We start from the raw sequence: 21,691 nt of genomic DNA on the forward strand, positions 1-21,691 counted from the left end.
TAATTATATCTCTAAGTTACACTAATTAAGGAATATTCAAATACTTGTGTGTTTGTAGTGATATTTCCCAATGGGGGTTATTCATCACATACTCAACAATTAACGGTGTCATTTCTTTTGATTTTGACCACTCAGGCTGTAAATAAAGCTTGCAATCAGGCGATACCAGTTTAGCATGCTGTTCGGCCCATTCAAAGTCGGATTTATTAAATATGATCACCTTAAGTTCATCAGCCTTAGCCGCAACACTTGTTGTAGGGCCCTTGAATTTTTTAGGTGACAAACAGATCCAGTCCCAATGGCCCGAAAGGGGATAGGCACCAGATGTTTCGATAAAAGTTTTAATGCCTTTTTGCTGAAGTTGGCTGGTTAAGTAATCCAGGTTATAGATCAATGGTTCACCACCAGTTACAACTACAGCTTTTGATGGGAAACGGGAAGCATTTTCGGCAATGGTATCGGCAGCGGTAAGCGCGTGTAGTTCCGCATCCCAGCTTTCCTTAACATCGCACCAATGGCAACCCACATCGCATCCGCCCAGGCGAATAAAATAAGCAGCCTTGCCGGTGTGATATCCTTCGCCCTGTATCGTATAAAACTCTTCCATTAAAGGAAGCAATGTGCCGTCATCCGGAATTTGGTGTGCCATAATAATTTGCAAAGGTAACTTTTTGAGCTGAAAGGATAAAGGCGAAAGGTAAAAGGTGTTTTTTGTATGATGAAACCAGGTAATTAATTGATTTTCCCCTTAACTAATTACTTTTCTTTTCCGTATAAATTAACTAGTATTACTTTAAAATTCACCCCTTGAAAAAAATTCAGCTTATATTGGTTTTTTTCGTGCTGATTTGCTTCAGCTCCTGTGTGGATATTGAGGAGCATTACGATTTTAAGGCCGATGGCTCATGCAATGTAGTTTACGGTTTTGATATGAGCAGCGCGGTTTCGGTGCTGATGAACCTGATGTCGGATTCTGTACGTGCGACCCCGCAATTTTCAATGGTAAAGGATACTTCTCTCAACTTTTACAGCGCCCTGCCTGATACCACCCAACAAAAATTAACATTTGATGAGGTGAATATGGCCAAAGCCAGCAAACTGGCCGTTAAAATGGACTTGCAAAAAAGTATAATGAAAGTAAGTATTATCCATACTGCAAAAAATGCCGCTGATCTTCAGTATTACTTGCAGCATATCTCCAAAATATCCATGAACGGGCAGCTAAACGCTGTTACTAAAAATAAAGGTTCCAAGGGTTTTGATGCGCAGCAACTGGTCGCCGGGCAGGACTATTATAACTATGAAGTTACCCCGCATAAGTTTTACCGGATAATTGATAAGGCAAAGTTTAATGCCTTTTTAAAGAAAACACAATCAACACTGGCTATGGCTAAAGCTATGCTAATAGATATGCCTTATAAACTAGTGCTAAACTTTGCCAAACCCGTAAAAAAGGTGGACAACTCAAAGGCTGTACTCTCAGCTGATAGAAAACATGTTACACTGATCACCAATATGGATGAGGTGATAAAGAATCCGAACGTGATGAACCTGAAGATAGATTTTTGAGGGATGAAGTGGTATAAGGTACCGGGTATTGAAAATTCAGATAAACCATTCATTAAAAAAGTAAAAGCAGGCAATAAAAGTGTTTGTTTGGTAGGATATGAGGGCAAAATATTCGCTTTATCAGCCAAATGCCCACATGCAGGTGGCGATCTGTCCGTAGGTTGGTGTAAGGATGAAAAGCTGATCTGCCCGCTGCACCGCTATTCATACGATATACATACAGGGAAAGGCAGTACTGGCCAGAATGATTATGTGGATGTTTTCCTGGTTGAAATCAGGAAAGATGGCATTTATGTTGGGATTACTTCTTTTTGGGATAAAATAAAAACGGCCTTTAAATAAGTAGAGACGCAAAATATTGCGTCTCTGAAATGAGTGTACTGTAGAAACGCAATACCTTGCGTCTTTGACATATGTATAGGAGACGCAAAATATTGTGTCTCTACGGATAAATTTACTTATAAACCTCTTTCTTAGCTGATGCCAGTGTGTTTTTTAACAAACCAATAATGGTCATTAAACCTACACCGCCTGGTACCGGGGTTATCCAAGATGCCTTTGGGGCAACGTTCTCAAAATCAACATCACCAAAAAGCTTAAAGCCAGATTTGGTTACGGTTGAAGTTTCCCTGTTCATACCCACGTCAATAATTACAGCGCCTGGTTTTACCATGTCGGCAGTAATGAAGTTCTTTTTGCCTATGGCTACTATTAATATATCGGCTTGTAGAGTAAAGTCTTTAATAGATGGCGTGCGGCTGTGGCAAATGGTTACGGTACAGTTACCAGGGTAAGTATTACGCGCCATTAAAATGCTCATTGGCGAGCCTACAATATTACTGCGCCCAACTACAACACAATGCTTACCTGCTGTATCAATACCATATTCTTTCAGCATTAAGGTAATACCGAATGGTGTAGCCGGGATAAATGATGGCAGATTGCGTTGCATACGCCCTAAATTCACTGGGTGAAAGCCATCAACATCCTTACGGTAGTCTATTTTTTCGGTTACTTTTTCAGGATCAATATGTTTGGGTAGGGGGAGTTGAACAATAATACCGTCAATATCTGGATCAGCATTCAATTCTTCAACTTTTTTTAGCAGTTCTTCTTCTGTAACGTCACCTTCGTAACGTACCAAAGTTGATTTAAAGCCTACAGCTTCACAGTTCTTTATCTTGCTTGCAACATAAGTTTCGCTGCCACCATCATGTCCAACCAACACCGCTACTAAATGCGGTTTGCGGCCAGTTTCTGCCAAAATCTGAGCTGCTTCTGTAGCTATTTCGATTTTTAGTTTTTCGGATACGTATTTTCCGTCGAGTAATTGCATTGAGCCCCCTAACCCCCTAAAGGGGGAATTTTTGATTTATAAGTTTGATATATTCTATTGCCCAGTTCCCGATCAGCAATCATGCTAATCAAAAACTCCCCCTTTAGGGGGCTGGGGGGCTAATCAAGTTTCAGTACCGCCATAAACGCCGATTGTGGTATCTCTACGTTACCTACCTGGCGCATGCGTTTTTTACCTTTTTTCTGTTTCTCCAATAGCTTACGCTTACGGGAAATATCACCACCGTAACATTTGGCGGTAACGTCCTTACGTAAGGCTTTTACCGTTTCGCGGGCTATAATTTTAGCACCAATAGATGCTTGTATAACAATTTCAAATTGTTGGCGTGGTATCAATTCCCTTAGTTTTTCGCAGATCTTTTTACCAAAATCATAAGAGTTACCACGGAATATCAATGATGATAAGGCATCAACCGGTTCAGCATTTAAGCGGATGTCTAGTCTAACCAAATCAGAACGACGATAACCTATCTGGTGGTAATCAAACGAAGCGTAGCCTTTAGAAATGGTTTTTAGCTTATCGTAAAAATCAAATACGATCTCACCCATCGGCATCTCAAATATCAGTTCCACACGATCAGATGTTAAGTACGACTGATTTTTAATAAAACCACGCTTTTGGATACATAACGACATTATTGGCCCGACAAATTCAGATTTTGATATAATGGTAGCCTTAATATAGGGCTCTTCTACATAATCAATTTTACTTGGATCGGGTAGGTCTGATGGGTTATTTACGATTACCGGCTCGCCTTTAGTAGTAAAGGCAATGTAAGATACGTTAGGAACCGTTGTAATAACGGTCATATTAAACTCGCGTTCCAATCGTTCCTGGATGATCTCCATATGTAGCATCCCCAGGAAACCACAACGGAAACCAAAGCCCAGTGCGGCAGATGATTCTGGCTCGAAAACAAGCGAAGCGTCATTTAACTGCAGTTTACCCATTGATTCGCGCAGCTCTTCAAAGTCTTCGGTATCAACCGGATAAATGCCTGCAAATACCATTGGTTTTACTTCCTCAAAACCTTGGATACCCGTTTCGCAAGGGCGTTCAACGGTTGTGATGGTATCCCCAACTTTTACTTCTTTAGCTTCTTTTATACCGGATATGATATAACCTACATCACCTGTTTTAATTACATCCCTCGGAAAAGGGCGCAGCCTTAAAGTGCCTACTTCATCGGCCAGGTACTGTTTTTCAGTAGCAACAAATTTTACTTTATCACCTTTTCTTATCTCTCCGTTAACAACCTTAAAGTAGGCTATAATGCCACGGAAGGAGTTGAAAACAGAATCAAATATTAAAGCCTGTAATGGTGCTTTGGGGTCGCCAACCGGAGCTGGGACACGTTCAACAACGGCACGCAGGATATCATGCACGCCCATGCCTGTTTTACCTGATGCCGCCAGAATATCTTCACGTTTACAACCTATCAGTTCAACAATCTGGTCTTTAACTTCCTCGGGCATAGCGCCGGGGAGGTCCATTTTATTTAGTACCGGGATAATCTCCAGGTCATTCTCTAAAGCTAAATATAAGTTGGAGATGGTTTGCGCCTGTATGCCCTGCGCCGCATCCACAATAAGCAAAGCACCTTCGCAGGCTGCTATGGAACGTGAAACCTCGTATGAAAAATCTACGTGGCCCGGTGTATCTATCAGGTTAAGGGTATATTTTTGCCCATCAAGCTCATAATTCATTTGTATGGCATGGCTTTTTATGGTGATACCGCGTTCACGCTCAAGGTCCATATCATCAAGCAGTTGCGCTTGTGATTCGCGTTGGGTTATGGTATTGGTATATTCTAATAACCTATCGGCAAGTGTACTTTTACCGTGGTCGATATGCGCTATAATACAAAAATTACGAATGTGCTCCATTTAGCCGCAAAAATAGCTTTTTTAGCCGGATAATAAAAGCCCCTCTAACCCCCGAAAGAGGGAGCTTTTGATTAACCTGTTATTAGTACTCTATATATTCTTCCCCCGGCGACGGGTTAGATGGCTCCGCGACGGGCATTTTATAATCCAGGTCTGTTAGGTCCTTAACCGAACCAAAGCCTATTACATCCTTAATTACCTTGCTGTCTGTCATTTCCATGGCCCGGATCAGTTTGTCGGAACCAAATTTATTTTTTATCTCATGCATGGTTTTGAGCGCGGTATCCTGGCGTTCAATATCATCAAACAGGCTGTAAAACATATTGCCGGTATTCACAAAATTGGTTACGGCTACACGCATTTGGGTAATGTCATTGTTAAACACCGGGCCTGTACCACTTAATTTCTCAAACTTCTCCACCCGCAGGCGGATCATCCGCATCAGGTTCACGGCATCCTGTACCGGCAGGGTTATAGCAAAACCATCGTCCCAGCGGGTGCCATCTTCGTATCGGGCGGTAAAGCCGATTGATTTACAATAGAATTTATGATGTACCATCCGTTTTTCCAATGTAAGGCACAGGGTCATGAATAACTGATCGATATATTCAATATTTTTTCTTTTTTCTGCGGATATCTGCCGCATGGCCTGCATTCCACGGTAATCATGCGCCACTATATTGGTTTCAATAAAATTGAGGCGGTAATGCCAGTAAATGCCATCGATGCTTTTAAAGATGGCTTTCAGGCGCTCGGGTGAGGTATGCCGCATTTCCAGCGGGGTTTTTACGCCGGCACGTTCCAACCGGTACGACATGTTGGCGCCTATGCCCGGCAGGTCTCCCAGTTTTAAGCCGCTTAAAATCTCGTCAATATTTTGCGGGTTTATCATCATTAAGCCGCCAGTCTTTTTGCCCCGTACCGATGCCAACTTAGCTAAAAAGGCATTAGGTGCAATACCAACGGAGCATTCCAGATAGTCGCCTACCTTTTCCAGTATTTCCCGCTTAATTTTCCGGGCGATGGTGAGTGGGTCACTATGGTCGTAATTGGTGAGGTTAATGATGGCCTCATCAATACTTTTGGGCACCACATCCTGGCAATATTGCTTCAGCACATTTATTATTTTGGTGTGGAACTCACGATAACGGACAGGGTTACTTTCAACCGGGATAAAATCCGGGCAAATCGCCATCACATCATTTAAGCGCATACCAGCTTTTAACCCGCGTTCCTTTGCCTCGGTTGAGAGAGATATCACGCAGCCATATTTGCCTGTATACACGCAAACACCCACCGGGCGGTTGCGCAACCAAAAGTTAACCTGTTGCTCACAACGGGCAAAAAAGCTGTTCATATCAACAAACAGCACACGCGGCTCGGCTTTTACCTGGATAGAGTTTTGATTCACCTATCAAAATTGCTAATAAAATTAGCAAAATGCAAGTGATTGTGGAAAGATATATTTAGAGGGATAATAACGTAGAGATGCAATACTTTGCATCTCTGCAGAATTTCAATCAAAGCGGGAGACGCAAAATATTGCGTCTCTACGGAAAAAGAGAATAATTACAAATAATTCATCGCCTGCGGGCCCTGGTTAAACAGCAGGTCAACAATGCTCAGATTTTTTATAAAGCCGTGGTTCTCTTCAAACACCTGGAAATAGGGTTTCTGTGCAAATACAGGTTCTTTTTTAGGGCTGATAACATCCCGCAGATCAGCGAGCGTGGGGTAGGCCGCTTCATAAGTTTCTGTGTAGGTGATATCCGTTTTTATTTTAAGCAGTTTTAGTAATAGTTGTAAAAATTGCTCATTGTAATCGAACAGGAATGTTTCTTTGCTTTCATAAAACGGGGCAAAGGCATCTTCATAAAATTCAAAATAGGCAGAGCGGCGGTAACAGGCCTGCAGACCCATCCAGTGCAGGCGCTGCCATTTAAAATCGTAGCTTATTTTAACATCCTTTATTACCGTATGATTTCTTGAACCTTTTGCAACCGGTACTGTAAGTACCAGCACACCATCGGGCGAATAGATGTTCGTACGGTTACGATAGGTTTGTTTCGGAAAATGTTCCTCGCGCTCAATCATGATGTTGGGCTTGTGTTTATTCAGCTCAACAAAGTACTCAACCGGTGGAAGATAACACATAGGTAAAACAGCACCGTTTTCAATCATATATTTTTTTATGTTTGCAGATAAAATCGCGCGAAAATAATGATAAATAAAGGGCTTTCAAGGTTAGGTGCATTCTTTTTGTACCTGCTGTCGTTATTACCCTTTTGGGTTTTATACCTCATCGCCGATTTTTTATTCGTCGTAATATACTATATAACAGGCTATAGACGCAAAGTTGTGCAGGAAAACCTGCGTAATGCCTTCCCCGAAAAAACTGAAAAAGAACGCCACGATATTGAAAAAAAATATTTCAGGTACCTGGCTGACCTGATTGTTGAAAGCATAAAAATGATAAGTGCTTCGAAAGAAACTATTGTGAAGCATGTATGGCCTACAAATCCCGAAGTAATCGATAATTACTTTGCAGAGGGCAAAAGTATAATAGGGGCCGTAGGGCATTACTGCAACTGGGAACTGGCTGGGCAGCGATTTGGCTTTTTTACGGAGAACAGGCGGATAATTGTTTATAAACCTTTAACCAACGATTATTTCGATCAGTTTTTTATTAAAATGCGTTCGCGTTTCGGCGCTACGTTGGTGGCCATGAAGGATACCGCGCGTGCTATGGTAAAATACAAAAACGAAATAAGCTTTAGTGTTTTGGTGGCTGATCAAACACCGGTTAAGCATGAGGCGCATTATTTTACTGAATTTTTGAATCAACCTACAGCAGTATTTTTAGGTATTGAGAAATTGGCTAAATTAACCAACTCGGTTGTTATATTTTGTGATGTAAAACGTGTGAAAAGAGGCTATTATACTTATACCTTTGTGCCCCTGGTGGAGAACCCGAAAGAGACAGCGCCGCATGAGATAACTGAGGCACATGTAAAGTACCTGGAAAGTATGATAAAAAGAGAACCTGAGTATTGGTTATGGTCGCACCGCAGATGGAAGTTTAAGCCGGAGGATATTGTATAAATGAATTTTACCCCCAAAGTTGCTATCGTTATTTTAAACTGGAACGGCGTTAAACATTTGCGCGAATTTATGCCCTATGTGGTAAGTTCCGTGTGGCCTAACCTTGAAATTGTTGTGGGCGATAATGCCTCAACAGATGGCTCGGTTGAATTTATCCGTACAACATACCCAAACGTAACCGTTATTGAAAATGATGACAATTACGGCTTTACCGGCGGTTATAACCGCGTTTTACAAAAGGTAGAGGCTGATTATTATATCCTGCTTAATTCAGATGTGGAGGTTTATCCCGGCTGGATAGCACCGGTTATCGAATTAATGGAAAGTGATCCGCTGATAGCCGCTGCAGCACCTAAGATAAAATCATATCTGCAACGAGATCATTTTGAGCATGCAGGGGCTGCCGGAGGCTTTATAGATAGCTTTGGTTACCCGTTTTGCCGTGGGCGAATGTTTTATGAGATAGAGGAAGATAAAGGGCAATACCAGCAATCCGGTGAAGTATTCTGGGCTTCAGGAGCAGCTTTATTCATCAAGAAGAAATATTGGGATGAGGCAAAAGGCTTTGATGAACGCTTTTTTGCACACATGGAGGAGATTGATCTTTGCTGGCGATTGAAAAATATGGGATATAAGATAATGTATTGCGCACAATCAGAAGTATTTCACGTTGGCGGCGGTACATTGAATACCGAAAATCCTTTTAAAACCTATCTTAACTTCAGGAACAACTTGTTACTGTTGAAAAAGAATTTGCCTTTCTGGCGATCTGTATTTGTAATATGGGTGCGTTACTGGATGGACCTGATGGCGCTGCTCCGGTTTTTAAATGAAGGTAAACGCAGAGATGCAGGAGCCGTAAGCAGAGCCCACCGCAATTTTGCAAGTAACCTATTTAAACGCGAGTACGTGAAAATAATTCACGATGGATCAAAGCTAAAAGGCATGTACAAGGGAAGTATCGTATCAGCGTTTTTTATAAAAAAGAAACACGTTTTTACTTCGCTGGATCCGAAGGAGTTTTATTAGCATCAGGATCTATATCCTCAGCTTTATCATTTTGCCCTTCATTGGGTTTTATTTTTTCACCATCTTCTGCCGGAAGTTGTTCAAACTTGTTTATTGAAATATGTTCATCTTTTAAATGAAGGTTTATATCCTGCGTTGGGAATGGTATCTCTATTCCTTCCTGGGCAAATTTTATGTAGATATCACCTAAAACCCTGCTCTTTAATTCCAGCCAGGTGCTAATATCCGCAGCCCAAAAGAACATCCGGAAATCAACAGAACTTTCATTCAGATTATGTAAAAAAACTGATGGGGCAGGGGCAGACATGATATCGTCGCGGTTAGCCAGCATATCTTTTAGCAGGCCTTTAACTTTTTCAATGTCAGAACCATAAGCTACGCCTATAATTAACTCAATACGGCGGTTATTGTTACTTAACGTCCAGTTAATTACATGGTGAGAAATCAGGTCGCCGTTAGGGATAATTACTTCAGCGCCATCGCTGGTAGCTAACCTGCTTGAGCGTACACCTATTTCCTTTATAGTGCCTGAACGGCTGTCGATCTCAATAATATCACCTATCTGTATAGGCTTTTCAAATGCCAGTATCAATCCTGATACCAGGTTGTTTACAATATTTTGCAAACCAAAGCCTATACCTATACCGAAGGCACTAATGATGATAGTGATCTTATCGAGAGGGAATCCTGATGCTGCTACTGCCAGTAAGAAACCTACAGAGAAAACGCCAAGCCTTATCAGCAGTGTAGATGTGCGGTTCTTCTTTTTTAATACCGACATATCGGTAGCACGAAGCGACGAAACATCATAAAAATAGCTGATGATCTTTGATATAATGGATGACAGCCATATTACCGCTATGAAAATAACAAAGCCCTCAAAGGTAAATGAGGCGCCGCCTACAGTATGCGATTGACTTAAAAAGTCGCTTAAATAATCGCGGACGGCATCATCAAGGTTTAAATTTTGAAACAAGAAGAATAACCAGATCAATGCAGCCAGTAAAGTGAGTACTTTTTTAAACTTTTCTTCAACTATTGCATAATCAACCCAATCAAGGATGCTCCCGGTTTTTTTGGTTTGAAACTGCAGGAATAATGCCTGTATAATAATCTGGATAACAAAATAGAGTATAACCAATAACCATAGGTTGAATGCAGCCGTTACCCCCATTATTTTGGCGAGACTAAAATGTCCTGTTATATTTAACAGCAGGGATATAACTTGCAGGCCGATGAATATCTGCATTATCACGCCTGAATATGGAAGATAAGCATCAGGCGTTTTCTTTATCATTTTAAAGAATGATAACCCGGTTACAATAGATATTATGCTCAAAATTAAAATCACAAACCTGTCGACATTGGTAATTTCGATGAATAAATTACTCACGCCATATAGTATGGTCAACCAAAACAGCGTATGTAAAAATTTGAATTTGTTAGATGGAAATTCTCTTTTAACAAACACCAGCACAAATATCATGGGGAATAAAAACAAGATTTCTGTAAACACATCCGGCGGGTGCGGATAAAAGTAAGGAACAATCGCGGTTGCAACCAGCAATGATGAAATAATGGGACTTTTATAAATATACCCTATTTTATCAGCTATTGCTACCGAAAGCTCATTGTTCCGTTTAACCTTTATACGGTTAAATATTATCCAGCTCAGGATAATAGCAAGGAAAAGAAATCCGGCTAAATGGGTTAATGTTTCATTTTTAATAAAGAGATTAAACAGCAGTTTGTTAACTTTTAAAGTGCTGTTTAAAGGGGACTTAAAGCCATCATAGATTGGAGTAGATTCCCATATATAGCCAAATTCACCGGCAAAGGCCCTGTCTGCAAAAGTTTTTATTTTGGAGTCGATATGATCAGATTCGTCGAGGACATTGGTATAAGTAATGGATACCTTATCCTGCAAAAGGTTAATTTTTGCAAGGTAGCTGCGGTTGGTCGCATCTGTTTTGCTCCACAACAACCAAAGGGCTTTTCTTTGTACAAAAAAGGTTTTCTTTAATGCACTATCAGTTGGTGATGTTTTGAGTATGGTATCTTTACTGAACTTTATAAGATCAGTTTGATTTTGTATTAATGACGAATTAATATCGTCCAGGTCTGATTGCCAGCCTTCCAATTGAGTCTGACTACGATCTAAAACATCTCTTAAAACAAATAAATAGCGTAACGTGCTCGATTTGTGCGTATTGATGAGCGAATCAATTTTGCTGAGCCTTTTTGCCAATGGCGGCAATTGCTGCCCGATATCAGCGGTATCAAGGCCTTCAGCTAAATTATTTCTTATTTGGTTAAATGTGGTTGTATATTGTTCAATACGTTGCAATAGGCTATTTACCGATGTATCGGATTTATTTATTACACGCATTAAGGAATCGCGGGAATGCATGGCTTTTCTTTGCTTTTCCCTTAAAGATCTGGGTGCTCCCGCTTTCTGCGTAAAACCATTTTGTGCAGCACAAATGGTAAATAAAAATATTAATAATAGCTGGTATTTAATTGTTTTTCGCATTGAATAGTTATGATAATAACTTTATTGTATAATAATTAACTAATTAAAAAGCTTTCCAAACCTAAGCGGTATGAGTCGAGCCCAAACCCTGCAATTACACCTCTGCAACTGGCTGCCAGCATAGAGTGGTGCCTGAACTCCTCGCGTTTATAAACGTTTGAAATATGCACCTCAATAACAGGCGTATTTATAGCAGCAATAGCATCGGCAATAGCCACCGAAGTATGGGTATAAGCCCCAGCATTCATCACTACACCATCAAAACTAAAGCCAATTTCATGCAGTTTATTAATCAACTCGCCTTCAATATTGCTTTGATAATATTCAATCTCCACATCAGGGTAGCGCTTGCGTAGTTCTTCTAAATAGACATCAAAACTGCTGTTTCCGTAAATTGATTTCTCGCGAACGCCCAATAGGTTTAAATTAGGGCCGTTAATAATTTGTATCTTCATTAGTTCAAACTTACAGTATAAAACATTAAAACTAAAATCATTTGAATTGGCGCGCGGCAATAAAAGGTTTCCAGGCCTATCTTAAACTGGAAAAATCTCTTTCTCCCAATTCAATTGAGGCATACAGCCGTGATATAGAAAAGCTGTATCAATATAGTGAAACACAAACCATTAAAATAAATCCGGAAAGTATTACTCTTGCTGACCTTCGATTGTTTATAAACTGGGTGAATGAGCTGGGTATGATACCATCCTCGCAAGCCCGCATACTATCGGGCATTAAAGCATTCTATAAATATATGCTGATGGAGGACATTATAAAGGATGACCCGTCAGAACTCTTAGAATCGCCCAAAATACAGCGAAAACTACCGGATACCCTGAGTTATGAGGATATCAATAAAATGATAAGTGCTATTGATTTGAGTAGGCCTGACGGCGCGCGCAATAAGGCTATACTGGAAGTTTTGTATGGTTGTGGACTGCGTGTATCTGAACTAACAGAGCTTAAACTATCAAACCTGTACCTGGATATTGAATTTATAAAAGTAACAGGCAAGGGGAGTAAAGAACGTTTGGTACCAATCGGAGGTGCAGCTATAAAAGCTTTGAAGATTTGGATTGAACAGGTGAGGGTACACACTGCCATTAAAAAAGGCGAGGAAGATATGGTGTTTTTAAACCGGCGCGGCACAAGGCTAAGTCGTATTTATATTTTTATGGTGATAAAGCAACTGGCTGAGACTATCGGGTTAAAGAAAACTATAAGTCCGCATACATTCAGGCATTCATTTGCTACACATTTGGTTGAGGGTGGCGCTGATCTGCGCGCGGTACAGGAGATGCTGGGACATGAGAGTATTACTACTACCGAGATTTATACGCATTTGGATAGGGAGTTTTTAAAAGGAACGATTATTCAGTTTCATCCCAGGAATTAGAACCAGGATTTTTCACTATTGATTTATTTTCAATGGAGTTCAAGAGGGCTTCGCTGTTTAACGAATTTTAGGGATTTTTAGGATATTAACATCACCAAGCGTCATTGCAGGAACGAAGCAATCCCCGACTATGCAGATCAAATTTGCAAGTTTGAATATCGCATGAAGCCGCTCATTGCCGCGGAGGCTACTACTTTTGTCTTGATACAAAAGGTAGCAAAAAATCAAGTCAGTCGAAAGGCTTCTTTGCCGCACAAGCCTCTGCGCTGCAAATCAGGCAAAACCTGGGCTGCTATATTTTTACCCTGCTGTCGCCACACACTTGGCCTTTGCGCTTTTGTAAAAATCTGCTATGCCCTGCCACGCATAAGACCACCATTGTTTTGCCTGATTTCACCCGAAGCTGTTCTACTGACGGGGAGAAAAGAAACAAAAATTTCATGCTTAGTAACATCCTGTATCTCAAAAATCCAATAAATCCAGGTTCTAAATCCCGGTTCTGCTTGCTCTTACCATCCTATCCCTGCCACTCATATCCTTTCTTAACTCAATATTCTTAAATCCTTTACTTTCCAATATTTCAACTGTCTCCTTACCCAAATTTTCATTGATCTCAAAAAATAGCAGACCGTTCGGTATGAGATTTTCCATAGCGAAATTCGCAATAGCTTTATAAAATATCAGCGGATCCTTTTCAGGTACAAACAGGGCTGTATGCGGCTCAAAATCGGTTACGTTAGTGTGCATCTGGGTTTTATCGTGCAGGGTAACGTAGGGGGGATTACTGATGATGATTTCGGATTTAGGTATTTCGATTTCGGGGTTGATGTTTAGAATATCAACTTGGATAAAATTAATATTCACTTCATTTAATTCAGAGTTTTGCTTTGCGGTCTGTAGTGCATCGGTTGAAATATCAATTGCTGAAACTTTAGCCTCAGGTAAATTCTTTTTCAGGCTGATCGCTATACAACCACTGCCTGTGCCTATATCTAAAATAGTCGCAACTTTTGACTTTTGATTTTTGACTTTTGAATTTAACACCCATGCCACCAATTCCTCGGTTTCAGGCCGGGGAATGAGTACGGACGGGTTTACCTTGAAAGTTAAACCGTAAAATTCAGTATGGCCTAAAATATACTGGATAGGCTCACCGGTTTGCAGTCGGATTAGGATATTGTTTAGTTCTTCTGATTGTGGCAATGTAATTTCCTGCTCAGGGAAAGCTTTGATCATCGCTTTTGATGATCCGGTTATTTCGCTGATTATCATTAAGGTGAGCGCCTCAATTTCGCTGGCATCATATAAGGGTGCCAAACTTTGTTTAAAGGCGTTAAATACATCCTTAATAGTTTTCATGCAACAAAGTAACATAAAAGCTACTTTTGTACCATGCCCCAACATGAAATATATATGCGCCGCTGTCTTGAACTTGCTGCAATGGGTATCGGGTATGTGAGTCCGAACCCAATGGTAGGGGCGGTTATTGTGCATAACGATAGCATAATAGGCGAGGGTTATCACCCAAAATATGGCGAGGCGCATGCCGAGGTAAATGCGGTTAACCAGGTTGTCGGCAAGTTTGATAATTATGCCGAATTGCTGAAGCAAGCAACCATTTATGTATCACTCGAGCCCTGCGCGCATTACGGCAAAACGCCTCCCTGTGCTGATCTGATCATCAAACACCAAATACCAAAGGTAGTAGTAGGTTGCCGCGACCCGTTCGACCAGGTGAATGGTAAGGGAATAGAGAAATTACAGGCTGCCGGCATTGAGGTTGTAACAGGTGTTTTGGAACAGGAATGCAGGTGGCTGAACAGGCGCTTTTTTACGCGTGTGCAAAAGCACAGGCCATATATTATACTTAAATGGGCACAAACTGGGGATGGTTTTTTTGCACCTCCAAATAATAGTCAGCTTTGGATAACCGGGGTAGAATCACGGAAACTGGTACACCAATGGCGAGGCGAGGAGGATGCTATTTTGGTGGGTACAAATACCGCGGCTATTGATAACCCGCAGTTGAACGTGCGTTATGGTGCCGGTAAATCGCCAAAACGGGTGATAATTGATCGTGAATTGAAATTAAGTAACGATTTAAATGTATTTGATCAATCAATTGAAACACTGATATTTAATGAAATAAAAACCGAGTTCGACGGTAAAAATAAATATATAGCTTTGGAGGATTTCGGCAGGTATGTGCCGGAGTATATCTTGTACCAATTATACCTTCAGGACATCCAGTCGGTTATTATTGAAGGTGGCGCCCATACGCTCAATACGTTTATTGCAGCTGGTTTATGGGACGAAGCAAGGGTGTTTACAGGCAATGTTATTTTGCAGCAAGGCATTAAAGCCCCGCTTATAAATGGTAATATTGGCGAAGAAGTTTTATCAGGGAACGACCGTTTAACAATTTTTTATAATAACTTGGCGAGTGGTTGATTGGGTTAGATTAAGTTGATTTAGTTTGATGTTTATTAATAAAAATCAATACCCCTAATTTGTACCATTCACTTATTCAACTCAATCAACAAAATTAACCTATAAGATGCTCTACGTTTTTTTAAGTATTTGTTGCAGTGTAATCGTTTCCATATTGTTAAAGTTGGCAAAGCGTTACCAGATAGATGTTTTCCAGGCTATTACCTGGAATTATTCAATGGCCATTTTGCTTACCTGGGTATTTTTAAAACCACAGATACAAAGCTTACAATCGGCCCCATTTTATATTTATTCACTACTGGGTTTTTTGTTGCCAACACTTTTTGTTGTAATTGCCGCATCGGTAAGGTTTACAGGTATAGTACGTACAGAAATTGCCCAGCGATTATCACTTTTTATACCCATTATAGCAGCTTTTTTGTTATTTGATGAAAAGCCAACTACACTAAAAATTATCGGCATCGTGTTAGGCTTTGCTGCAATTCTATGTTCTATCCCGTGGAAAAGGGAGCGGTATAAAACCCAAAGGGCTCCTGCTAATTCGTGGATTTATCTGTTTGTTGTTTTTTTAGGTATGGGTGTGATAGATATATTATTTAAGCAAATGGCTCTGTTTAAAGGTGTGCCGTATGCAACATCGCTTTTACTGGTTTATGTAATATCATTTGTGATCGGGTTGTTAGGCTTAGTCTATCTGTTCGCAACAAAAAAAGCAAAATTCTCGTGGCCCCATATTTTCTTCGGGTGGATATTGGGGATAGCAAACTTTGGCAATATATTGTTTTACTTAAAGGCGCATCAGGCACTGGCAAGTAGCCCATCAATAGTTTTCTCAGCCATGAATATCGGCGTTATTGTATTAGGCTCAGTAGTTGGCCTAATGGTATTTAAGGAAAAGCTAACTGTCATAAATAAAATTGGTATAGCATTAGCTATTGCTGCTATAGTTGTTATTTCTTATTCTAATATCCTTTAATGCTTTTTGACGATACTTTTCTCACTATTGATAAACCGGCAGAGGGCATATTTCGTGATCGCGGTAGCAAATTTCTGGCATTTGTGTATCCTATAAATACCGAAAGCGATATAAAACCATTGCTGACCCAACTAAGGTCAGATCATCCTAAAGCAAATCATCATTGCTGGGCCATGCGTTTAGGAATTGACCGCTCTGTGTTCCGTACTAATGATGATGGCGAGCCATCTGGAACAGCCGGCAGGCCGATCTTAAATACCTTATTCTCCCGCAATATAACCAATGTATTAGTGGTTGTGGTGCGTTACTTTGGCGGTACTTTGCTTGGAGTGCCCGGGCTGATCAATGCCTATCGCACAGCTGCGGAGGAAGCATTGAATACTGCTGTCGTTATTGAAAAAATGCTGCATGATATTTATACCATTCAGTTCGATTACCAGCAGATGAATGATGTAATGCGCATTATTAAAGAGGATAACCTTACCGTTTTAGATCAGCAATTTGATAATACGTGTATTATGAAGATCGGTATACGGCGGATGCAGGTAAATCAGAGTATTGCCAGGTTTGAAAAAGTAAGCGGAGCGGTAATAAAACTCATCATCTGAAGACGCTCTTAAAAAGAGTTATTTTAATGAAATTTTAATATAACCAGTGTTTTTTTATATCCTGTTTTAAGCTTTAAATACTTACTTTAGCACAGTATGCAATCTTTTGAAATCGACAAAACCGACCTGCAGCGCATTAAAGTCGCACTTGAAAGCGATGATGCTGAATTACAAAGGGTTCTGAAGGAGTATCACCCTTCGGAGATTGCATTGCTTTTTGAGAAACTTCCGCAGGAGGCCAAAGAGAAAATCATCAACATATTGCCAATCGAGGTGGCATCAGAGGTTATCTCTGAAATGGATGAGGAACACCGCCCCGGGGAACTATTGATAAACCTGCACCCCGATAAGCGTTCAGAGATAGTTGAAGAGCTGGATTATGACGATGCTACGGATATTATCTCGCAGTTGGATGAGGATGAGCAGCAGGAAATCCTGGAAGATCTTGATCAGGAAGATGCCGATAGTATCCGCGCCTTATTAAAGTATGATGAGGATACCGCGGGTGGTATCATGAACTCCGAAATTATCAAAGTGAATTTAAACTTTGATAAAAAGGAAGCGCTGGATGAGATCATCCGCCAGTCTGAAGAGATGGAGGAGTTTTATACGGTGTATGTGGTTGATGATTCCAATACATTAATAGGCATATTATCCTTAAAAGATGTTGTTAAGGCCCGTATAAATGCAAAAGTAAAAGATATTGTAAATACCGACTTTGTATTTGTAAAAGCAGAGCTCGATCAGGAAGAAGTAGCCAAATTAATATCACAATATAATTTAACAACCATCCCGGTTGTTGATGACCATATGAAGCTGCTCGGTCGCATTACGGTTGATGATATCATCGATGTAATGGAGCAGGAAAATACCGAGGATATATTAAAGATCTCCGGTGTATCAGAGGATGAGGAACTGAGCGGTAACTGGCAGGATGCTGTTAAAAGCCGCCTGCCCTGGTTGATCATAAATTTAGGAACAGCTTACCTAGCTGCATCAATCATCCGTCATTTTGATGCTACAGTAGCACAGTTACCTATACTTGCGGCGTATATGACCATTATTGCCGGTATGGGTGGTAATTCGGCAACGCAGGCATTGGCTGTAACTGTAAGGCGTATTTCGTTAAGTGATTTGACCGATAGCCAAGCCTATAATACCGTTTTTAAAGAGTTTTTAGTAGGATTAATAAACGGAGCAGCCAATGGGTTGATCGTATTTTTTATAGCCTTGTTTTATGATGCCAATATTATGCTTGGTCTGGTATTATTCCTGGCCATGACGGGTAACCTGATTGTAGCCGGCTTAACCGGTGCGTCAATACCATTAATACTTAAAAGGGTAGGGATTGATCCTGCGGTTGCATCATCCATCATTATTACAACTTTTACAGACTGTGCGGGCTTTTTACTGCCTTTATGGTTTGCAACACATTTGCTATTACATACACATGTAAAGTAGCTTTTACTTAACTTTGAATTTATAAACAGAATATACATGACAGCGGTAAGACATAACTGGACAAAAGAAGAGATAGCTGAAATATACCACAAGCCTTTGCTCGACCTTATTTATGAGGCGGCAACTATACATCGTGAAAATAAGGATTATGCCGAGGTGCAGATCAGCTCGCTGATATCAATAAAAACAGGCGGTTGCCCCGAGGATTGCGCGTATTGTCCGCAAGCGGCGCGTTATAATACAGGTGTTGATGTGCATGCAATTATGCCAAAGCATGAAGTTATAGCCGTAGCCCAAAAAGCTAAGGACGGAGGCGCATCAAGATTATGCATGGGTGCCGCGTGGCGCGAGGTACGTGATAACAAGGATTTCGACAAGGTGATTGATATGGTAAAGGCCGTCAATGAGTTGGATATGGAAGTATGCTGTACATTGGGCATGCTAACCGAATCGCAGGCACAAAGATTGGCTGATGCGGGTTTATATGCTTACAATCATAACCTGGACACATCAGAAGAAGACTATAAACGTATTATAACTACACGTAGCTATGATGATCGTTTGCAAACATTAGAACATGTACGTAAAGCGAAAATTACGGTTTGCAGCGGCGGTATAATAGGCTTAGGCGAAACAGTTGAAGACAGGATCTCAATGCTGAAAACATTATCAAACCTGCCTCAGCACCCGGAATCAGTTCCTGTTAACGCTTTAGTACCTGTGAAAGGCACTCCGTTAGCAGACCAGCCACGGATCCCTGTTTGGGATATGGTACGTATGATTGCTACCGCGCGTATAATTATGCCTAAGAGTGTAGTACGTTTATCAGCAGGCCGCACAGAAATGAGCACTGTTGAACAGGCGTTATGCTTTATGGCCGGAGCAAGCTCCATATTTGCAGGGGATAAGCTATTAACCACACCAAACCCATCATTTGATGAGGATATGGCCATGTTTGAACTGCTGGGCCTAAAACCACGTAAAGCCTTTAAAAATGGTCGTCCGGGTGAGAGTAAAGAGATTAAGGAAATGAGTATTAATGAGGTGATTGGGTAATAGTTGATCAGAGACTGGTGATTAGAGATTATAGTGAAATCCGGGTAATATGAAACTCCTTTGGTGTTGGCGATGTAAGATGGATGTGCCGATGCTGGATGATGTTGAGTTTGCAAGAGCCAAAGAACTTTATAGCCTGGGATTTAAAATCACTACGCCGGACAGATTTAAACCACTGCTTGATTATCATAACAATTTAACGGGCTTTCATATCGCTGATGATGAGTATAATGCCATAATGCATCATCAAATCAGTCAATATGGACCCGAATGTGAAAATTGTGGTAAGCCATATCGTACATCATTAGCTTCATTTTGTGCGGCTTGCGGGAATAAAAGAACAATGTGATTTCACCATGCATAAACGCCTAATCTTAAGTATTGCTTTATTACTGCTGTTTGTTCAATTCTCCATTGCTCAAAACAAGATCGTCGTTTTTCAGTCGGATTTTGGGTTGAAGGATGGAGCAGTTTCAGCGATGAAGGGTGTGGCAATGGGCGTTTCCCCAGATCTTAAATTATTCGATCTTACCCACGAGATACCCAACTATAATATATGGGAGGCATCCTATCGTTTGTACCAAACGGTGCCTTACTGGCCTGCCGGGACTTTATTTGTATCGGTTGTTGATCCGGGAGTTGGCACCAGCCGTAAATCGGTAGTGCTTAAAACAAAAACGGGGCAGTTTATTGTTACACCGGATAATGGCACTTTAACCCTGATAGCCGAATCACTCGGCATTGCAGAACTGCGCGAGATAGACGAAAAAGTAAACCGACGCAATGGTTCGCAGGATTCTTATACCTTTCATGGCAGGGATGTTTATGCTTACACCGCAGCGCGATTGGCCGCCGGTGTCATCACCTATGAACAGGTTGGCCCTGTGTTGCCACTTAATATTGTAAGCATTCCATATCAAAAAGCGGTACTGGAAAATGGTGTATTAAAGGGTGACATCCCCATACTTGATGTGCAATATGGTAATGTGTGGACTAATATAGATGCCAGTTTGTTTGCTAAGCTCAATCTCAAATTTGGTGGTATATTGCAGGTATCTATCTTTCACGATCACAAAAAAGTTTACGAAGGAGCAATGCCTTATTGCCAAACCTTTGCCGTTGTACCTGTTGGCAAACCGCTTGCTTATATCAATAGCCTGATGCAGTTGTCATTCGCCTTAAATCAGGGCGATTTTGCTAAGGATTATCATGTTGGGAGTGGGGGAGATTGGAGCGTGGAAATCACGATAACACACAAATAATAAACCCATGTCATTGCGAGGAGGAACGACGAAGCAACCTCGTCGCATGCATAAGAACGCGACGAGGTTGCCGCGCTATCGCTCGCAATGACAATATTAATAAATGTTACACTTTCGCGCCTAAAACCCAGCGCCAGGCCCAACGGGTGGCGTTGTTAAGGCCTTTCCAGCTATCTACAAACTCAATAATATCGTGCAGGCACTTATCGGCAAATTTCTGTTTAAAGTTTTTTGAGGCGAGCTCGTACACCTTATCCGGGTTTTCCATGCCGATGCGCTCATATATTTCTCGTTTAACATACATGGTGCGTACAAAGTAAATATTAAGCAAAATTACATAGCTGTAGAGCGTGCGTTTAATGTATCCGGCTTTGGCGGAGTATGTTTTTAGTAAGCTTTTAGTGAAAAGGATATGTCGCGCCTCCTCAATATTATGCAGATCGAACATCTTGCGTAAAACCTGGTAAACCTGCGGGTTTTTACGGGTATAGTTGCCATAAACATCAGTTACCAGTTCAACTGATACGCTGCCCATAAACAGGTAGTCAGCAGGGAGGTATTTATTGCTGAAATGCCCAATGAACTTATGCATACCCGATTGCTTAATGGGTTTGCCGCTTATTTGCATTATCGCCTGTGTAAACATTTCCTGGTGCCTGAATTCTTCAATCAGTTCGCGCAGTAAAAAACGGTGTTCCACATTATCTGCCGGTAAGGTAAGCAGGTGGCGGGTCATGAAAAGGCAGAACAAACATTCGCCCCAGGCGTAGGAGGCGATCACCTGTACCAATTCATGCCGACCGAGTTCCAGTTTCTGCGTATCGGTTAGTGTATTATAGATGTCCAGCCCCTGTAAAGAGGTTAAAATTTCAGGCAAAAATATTTCTTCAGGCTTGGGTTGTTCATGCCAGGGGATATAGGTTTCCGGCATAAGCGGATGCTCTTTGCTTATCTTTATCAGTCGCTCAATTTCTTTTACATCCATAATTTAATGCCAGGATACTT

General features: G+C 41.0%; 21 protein-coding genes. 12 read left to right on the forward strand and 9 right to left on the reverse strand.

Translation table 11 applies throughout. The features are described 5' to 3' along the window. Positions 1-25: 25 nt before the first annotated feature. Complete coding sequence (locus BLU33_RS08720; protein WP_091371339.1) at positions 26-649, reverse strand: 7-carboxy-7-deazaguanine synthase QueE; 624 nt, start codon at positions 647-649, stop codon at positions 26-28. Between the two features lie 158 nt (positions 650-807). On the opposite strand from BLU33_RS08720, the gene BLU33_RS08725 reads away from it, so the two are divergent. Then, positions 808-1,569, forward strand: a complete 762-nt coding sequence (locus BLU33_RS08725; protein ID WP_157682088.1) for a hypothetical protein — start codon at positions 808-810, stop codon at positions 1,567-1,569. 3 nt (positions 1,570-1,572) lie between these two features. Continuing rightward, the gene (locus tag BLU33_RS08730) at positions 1,573-1,911 is read left to right on the forward strand and encodes a Rieske (2Fe-2S) protein (RefSeq protein WP_091371343.1); all 339 of its coding nucleotides are present in this window, start codon (positions 1,573-1,575) and stop codon (positions 1,909-1,911) included. Positions 1,912-2,023: 112 nt separating this feature from the next. Here BLU33_RS08730 and BLU33_RS08735 read toward each other — a convergent pair whose 3' ends face one another. The 4 genes from BLU33_RS08735 to BLU33_RS08750 form a co-directional block, all read right to left on the reverse strand. Further along, positions 2,024-2,905, reverse strand: a complete 882-nt coding sequence (locus BLU33_RS08735; RefSeq protein WP_091371345.1) for a bifunctional 5,10-methylenetetrahydrofolate dehydrogenase/5,10-methenyltetrahydrofolate cyclohydrolase — start codon at positions 2,903-2,905, stop codon at positions 2,024-2,026. A gap of 119 nt (positions 2,906-3,024) precedes the next feature. After that, the gene (gene lepA, locus BLU33_RS08740) at positions 3,025-4,812 is read right to left on the reverse strand and encodes a translation elongation factor 4 (protein WP_091371348.1); all 1,788 of its coding nucleotides are present in this window, start codon (positions 4,810-4,812) and stop codon (positions 3,025-3,027) included. Positions 4,813-4,894: 82 nt separating this feature from the next. Further along, on the reverse strand, positions 4,895-6,223 hold the full coding sequence (locus tag BLU33_RS08745; RefSeq protein WP_232009424.1) for a DNA polymerase Y family protein: 1,329 nt from the start codon (positions 6,221-6,223) through the stop codon (positions 4,895-4,897). A 158-nt stretch (positions 6,224-6,381) separates the two neighbouring features. Beyond that, the gene (locus tag BLU33_RS08750; protein WP_091371350.1) at positions 6,382-6,993 is read right to left on the reverse strand and encodes a WbqC family protein; all 612 of its coding nucleotides are present in this window, start codon (positions 6,991-6,993) and stop codon (positions 6,382-6,384) included. Between the two features lie 39 nt (positions 6,994-7,032). Between BLU33_RS08750 and BLU33_RS08755 the strand changes: the two genes are divergently transcribed. After that, on the forward strand, positions 7,033-7,914 hold the full coding sequence (locus BLU33_RS08755; protein WP_091371352.1) for a lysophospholipid acyltransferase family protein: 882 nt from the start codon (positions 7,033-7,035) through the stop codon (positions 7,912-7,914). Further along, positions 7,915-8,943 (forward strand): glycosyltransferase family 2 protein, encoded by a 1,029-nt coding sequence (locus BLU33_RS08760; protein WP_091371354.1) that lies wholly within the window; start codon positions 7,915-7,917, stop codon positions 8,941-8,943. It begins immediately after the preceding gene. On the opposite strand, the gene BLU33_RS08765 is transcribed toward BLU33_RS08760, so the two are convergent. Then, a complete protein-coding gene (locus BLU33_RS08765; RefSeq protein ID WP_091371356.1) occupies positions 8,912-11,476 on the reverse strand; it encodes a mechanosensitive ion channel family protein in 2,565 nt (854 codons plus the stop codon). The genes BLU33_RS08760 and BLU33_RS08765 overlap by 32 nt on opposite strands. Positions 11,477-11,511: 35 nt before the next feature. Continuing rightward, positions 11,512-11,931 (reverse strand): type II 3-dehydroquinate dehydratase, encoded by a 420-nt coding sequence (gene aroQ, locus BLU33_RS08770; RefSeq protein WP_091371358.1) that lies wholly within the window; start codon positions 11,929-11,931, stop codon positions 11,512-11,514. Positions 11,932-11,972: 41 nt separating this feature from the next. Between aroQ and xerD the strand changes: the two genes are divergently transcribed. Beyond that, entirely contained in the window at positions 11,973-12,872 is a 900-nt protein-coding gene (gene xerD / locus BLU33_RS08775) for a site-specific tyrosine recombinase XerD (RefSeq protein ID WP_091371361.1), read from the forward strand. A gap of 486 nt (positions 12,873-13,358) precedes the next feature. On the opposite strand, the gene prmC is transcribed toward xerD, so the two are convergent. Further along, positions 13,359-14,231 carry a peptide chain release factor N(5)-glutamine methyltransferase gene (prmC, locus tag BLU33_RS08780; protein WP_091371363.1) on the reverse strand — a complete coding sequence of 291 codons (873 nt, stop codon included), beginning with the start codon at positions 14,229-14,231 and terminating at the stop codon, positions 13,359-13,361. 33 nt (positions 14,232-14,264) lie between these two features. On the opposite strand from prmC, the gene ribD reads away from it, so the two are divergent. The 7 genes from ribD (at position 14,265) to BLU33_RS08815 (ending at position 20,686) form a co-directional block, all read left to right on the forward strand. After that, positions 14,265-15,323: a bifunctional diaminohydroxyphosphoribosylaminopyrimidine deaminase/5-amino-6-(5-phosphoribosylamino)uracil reductase RibD gene (gene ribD, locus BLU33_RS08785; protein WP_091371365.1), complete on the forward strand. Its 1,059-nt coding sequence runs from the start codon at positions 14,265-14,267 to the stop codon at positions 15,321-15,323. A gap of 106 nt (positions 15,324-15,429) precedes the next feature. Continuing rightward, on the forward strand, positions 15,430-16,299 hold the full coding sequence (locus tag BLU33_RS08790; protein WP_091371367.1) for an EamA family transporter: 870 nt from the start codon (positions 15,430-15,432) through the stop codon (positions 16,297-16,299). Next, a complete protein-coding gene (locus BLU33_RS08795) occupies positions 16,299-16,907 on the forward strand; it encodes an IMPACT family protein (RefSeq protein WP_091371368.1) in 609 nt (202 codons plus the stop codon). Before BLU33_RS08790 ends, BLU33_RS08795 begins: the two co-directional genes overlap by 1 nt. 96 nt (positions 16,908-17,003) lie before the next feature. Beyond that, positions 17,004-18,368, forward strand: coding sequence for a magnesium transporter (gene mgtE / locus BLU33_RS08800; protein WP_091371371.1), 1,365 nt, complete (start codon positions 17,004-17,006; stop codon positions 18,366-18,368). A 36-nt stretch (positions 18,369-18,404) separates the two neighbouring features. Then, positions 18,405-19,424, forward strand: coding sequence for a biotin synthase BioB (bioB, locus tag BLU33_RS08805; RefSeq protein WP_091371373.1), 1,020 nt, complete (start codon positions 18,405-18,407; stop codon positions 19,422-19,424). Between the two features lie 49 nt (positions 19,425-19,473). After that, positions 19,474-19,773: a hypothetical protein gene (locus BLU33_RS08810; protein ID WP_091371375.1), complete on the forward strand. Its 300-nt coding sequence runs from the start codon at positions 19,474-19,476 to the stop codon at positions 19,771-19,773. 7 nt (positions 19,774-19,780) lie between these two features. Continuing rightward, positions 19,781-20,686, forward strand: coding sequence for an SAM hydrolase/SAM-dependent halogenase family protein (locus tag BLU33_RS08815; protein ID WP_091371376.1), 906 nt, complete (start codon positions 19,781-19,783; stop codon positions 20,684-20,686). Positions 20,687-20,792: 106 nt separating this feature from the next. On the opposite strand, the gene BLU33_RS08820 is transcribed toward BLU33_RS08815, so the two are convergent. Continuing rightward, complete coding sequence (locus BLU33_RS08820) at positions 20,793-21,671, reverse strand: diiron oxygenase (RefSeq protein ID WP_091371378.1); 879 nt, start codon at positions 21,669-21,671, stop codon at positions 20,793-20,795. Positions 21,672-21,691 lie beyond the last annotated feature (20 nt).

This window comes from Mucilaginibacter mallensis, from assembly GCF_900105165.1.
Lineage (GTDB): Bacteria > Bacteroidota > Bacteroidia > Sphingobacteriales > Sphingobacteriaceae > Mucilaginibacter > Mucilaginibacter mallensis.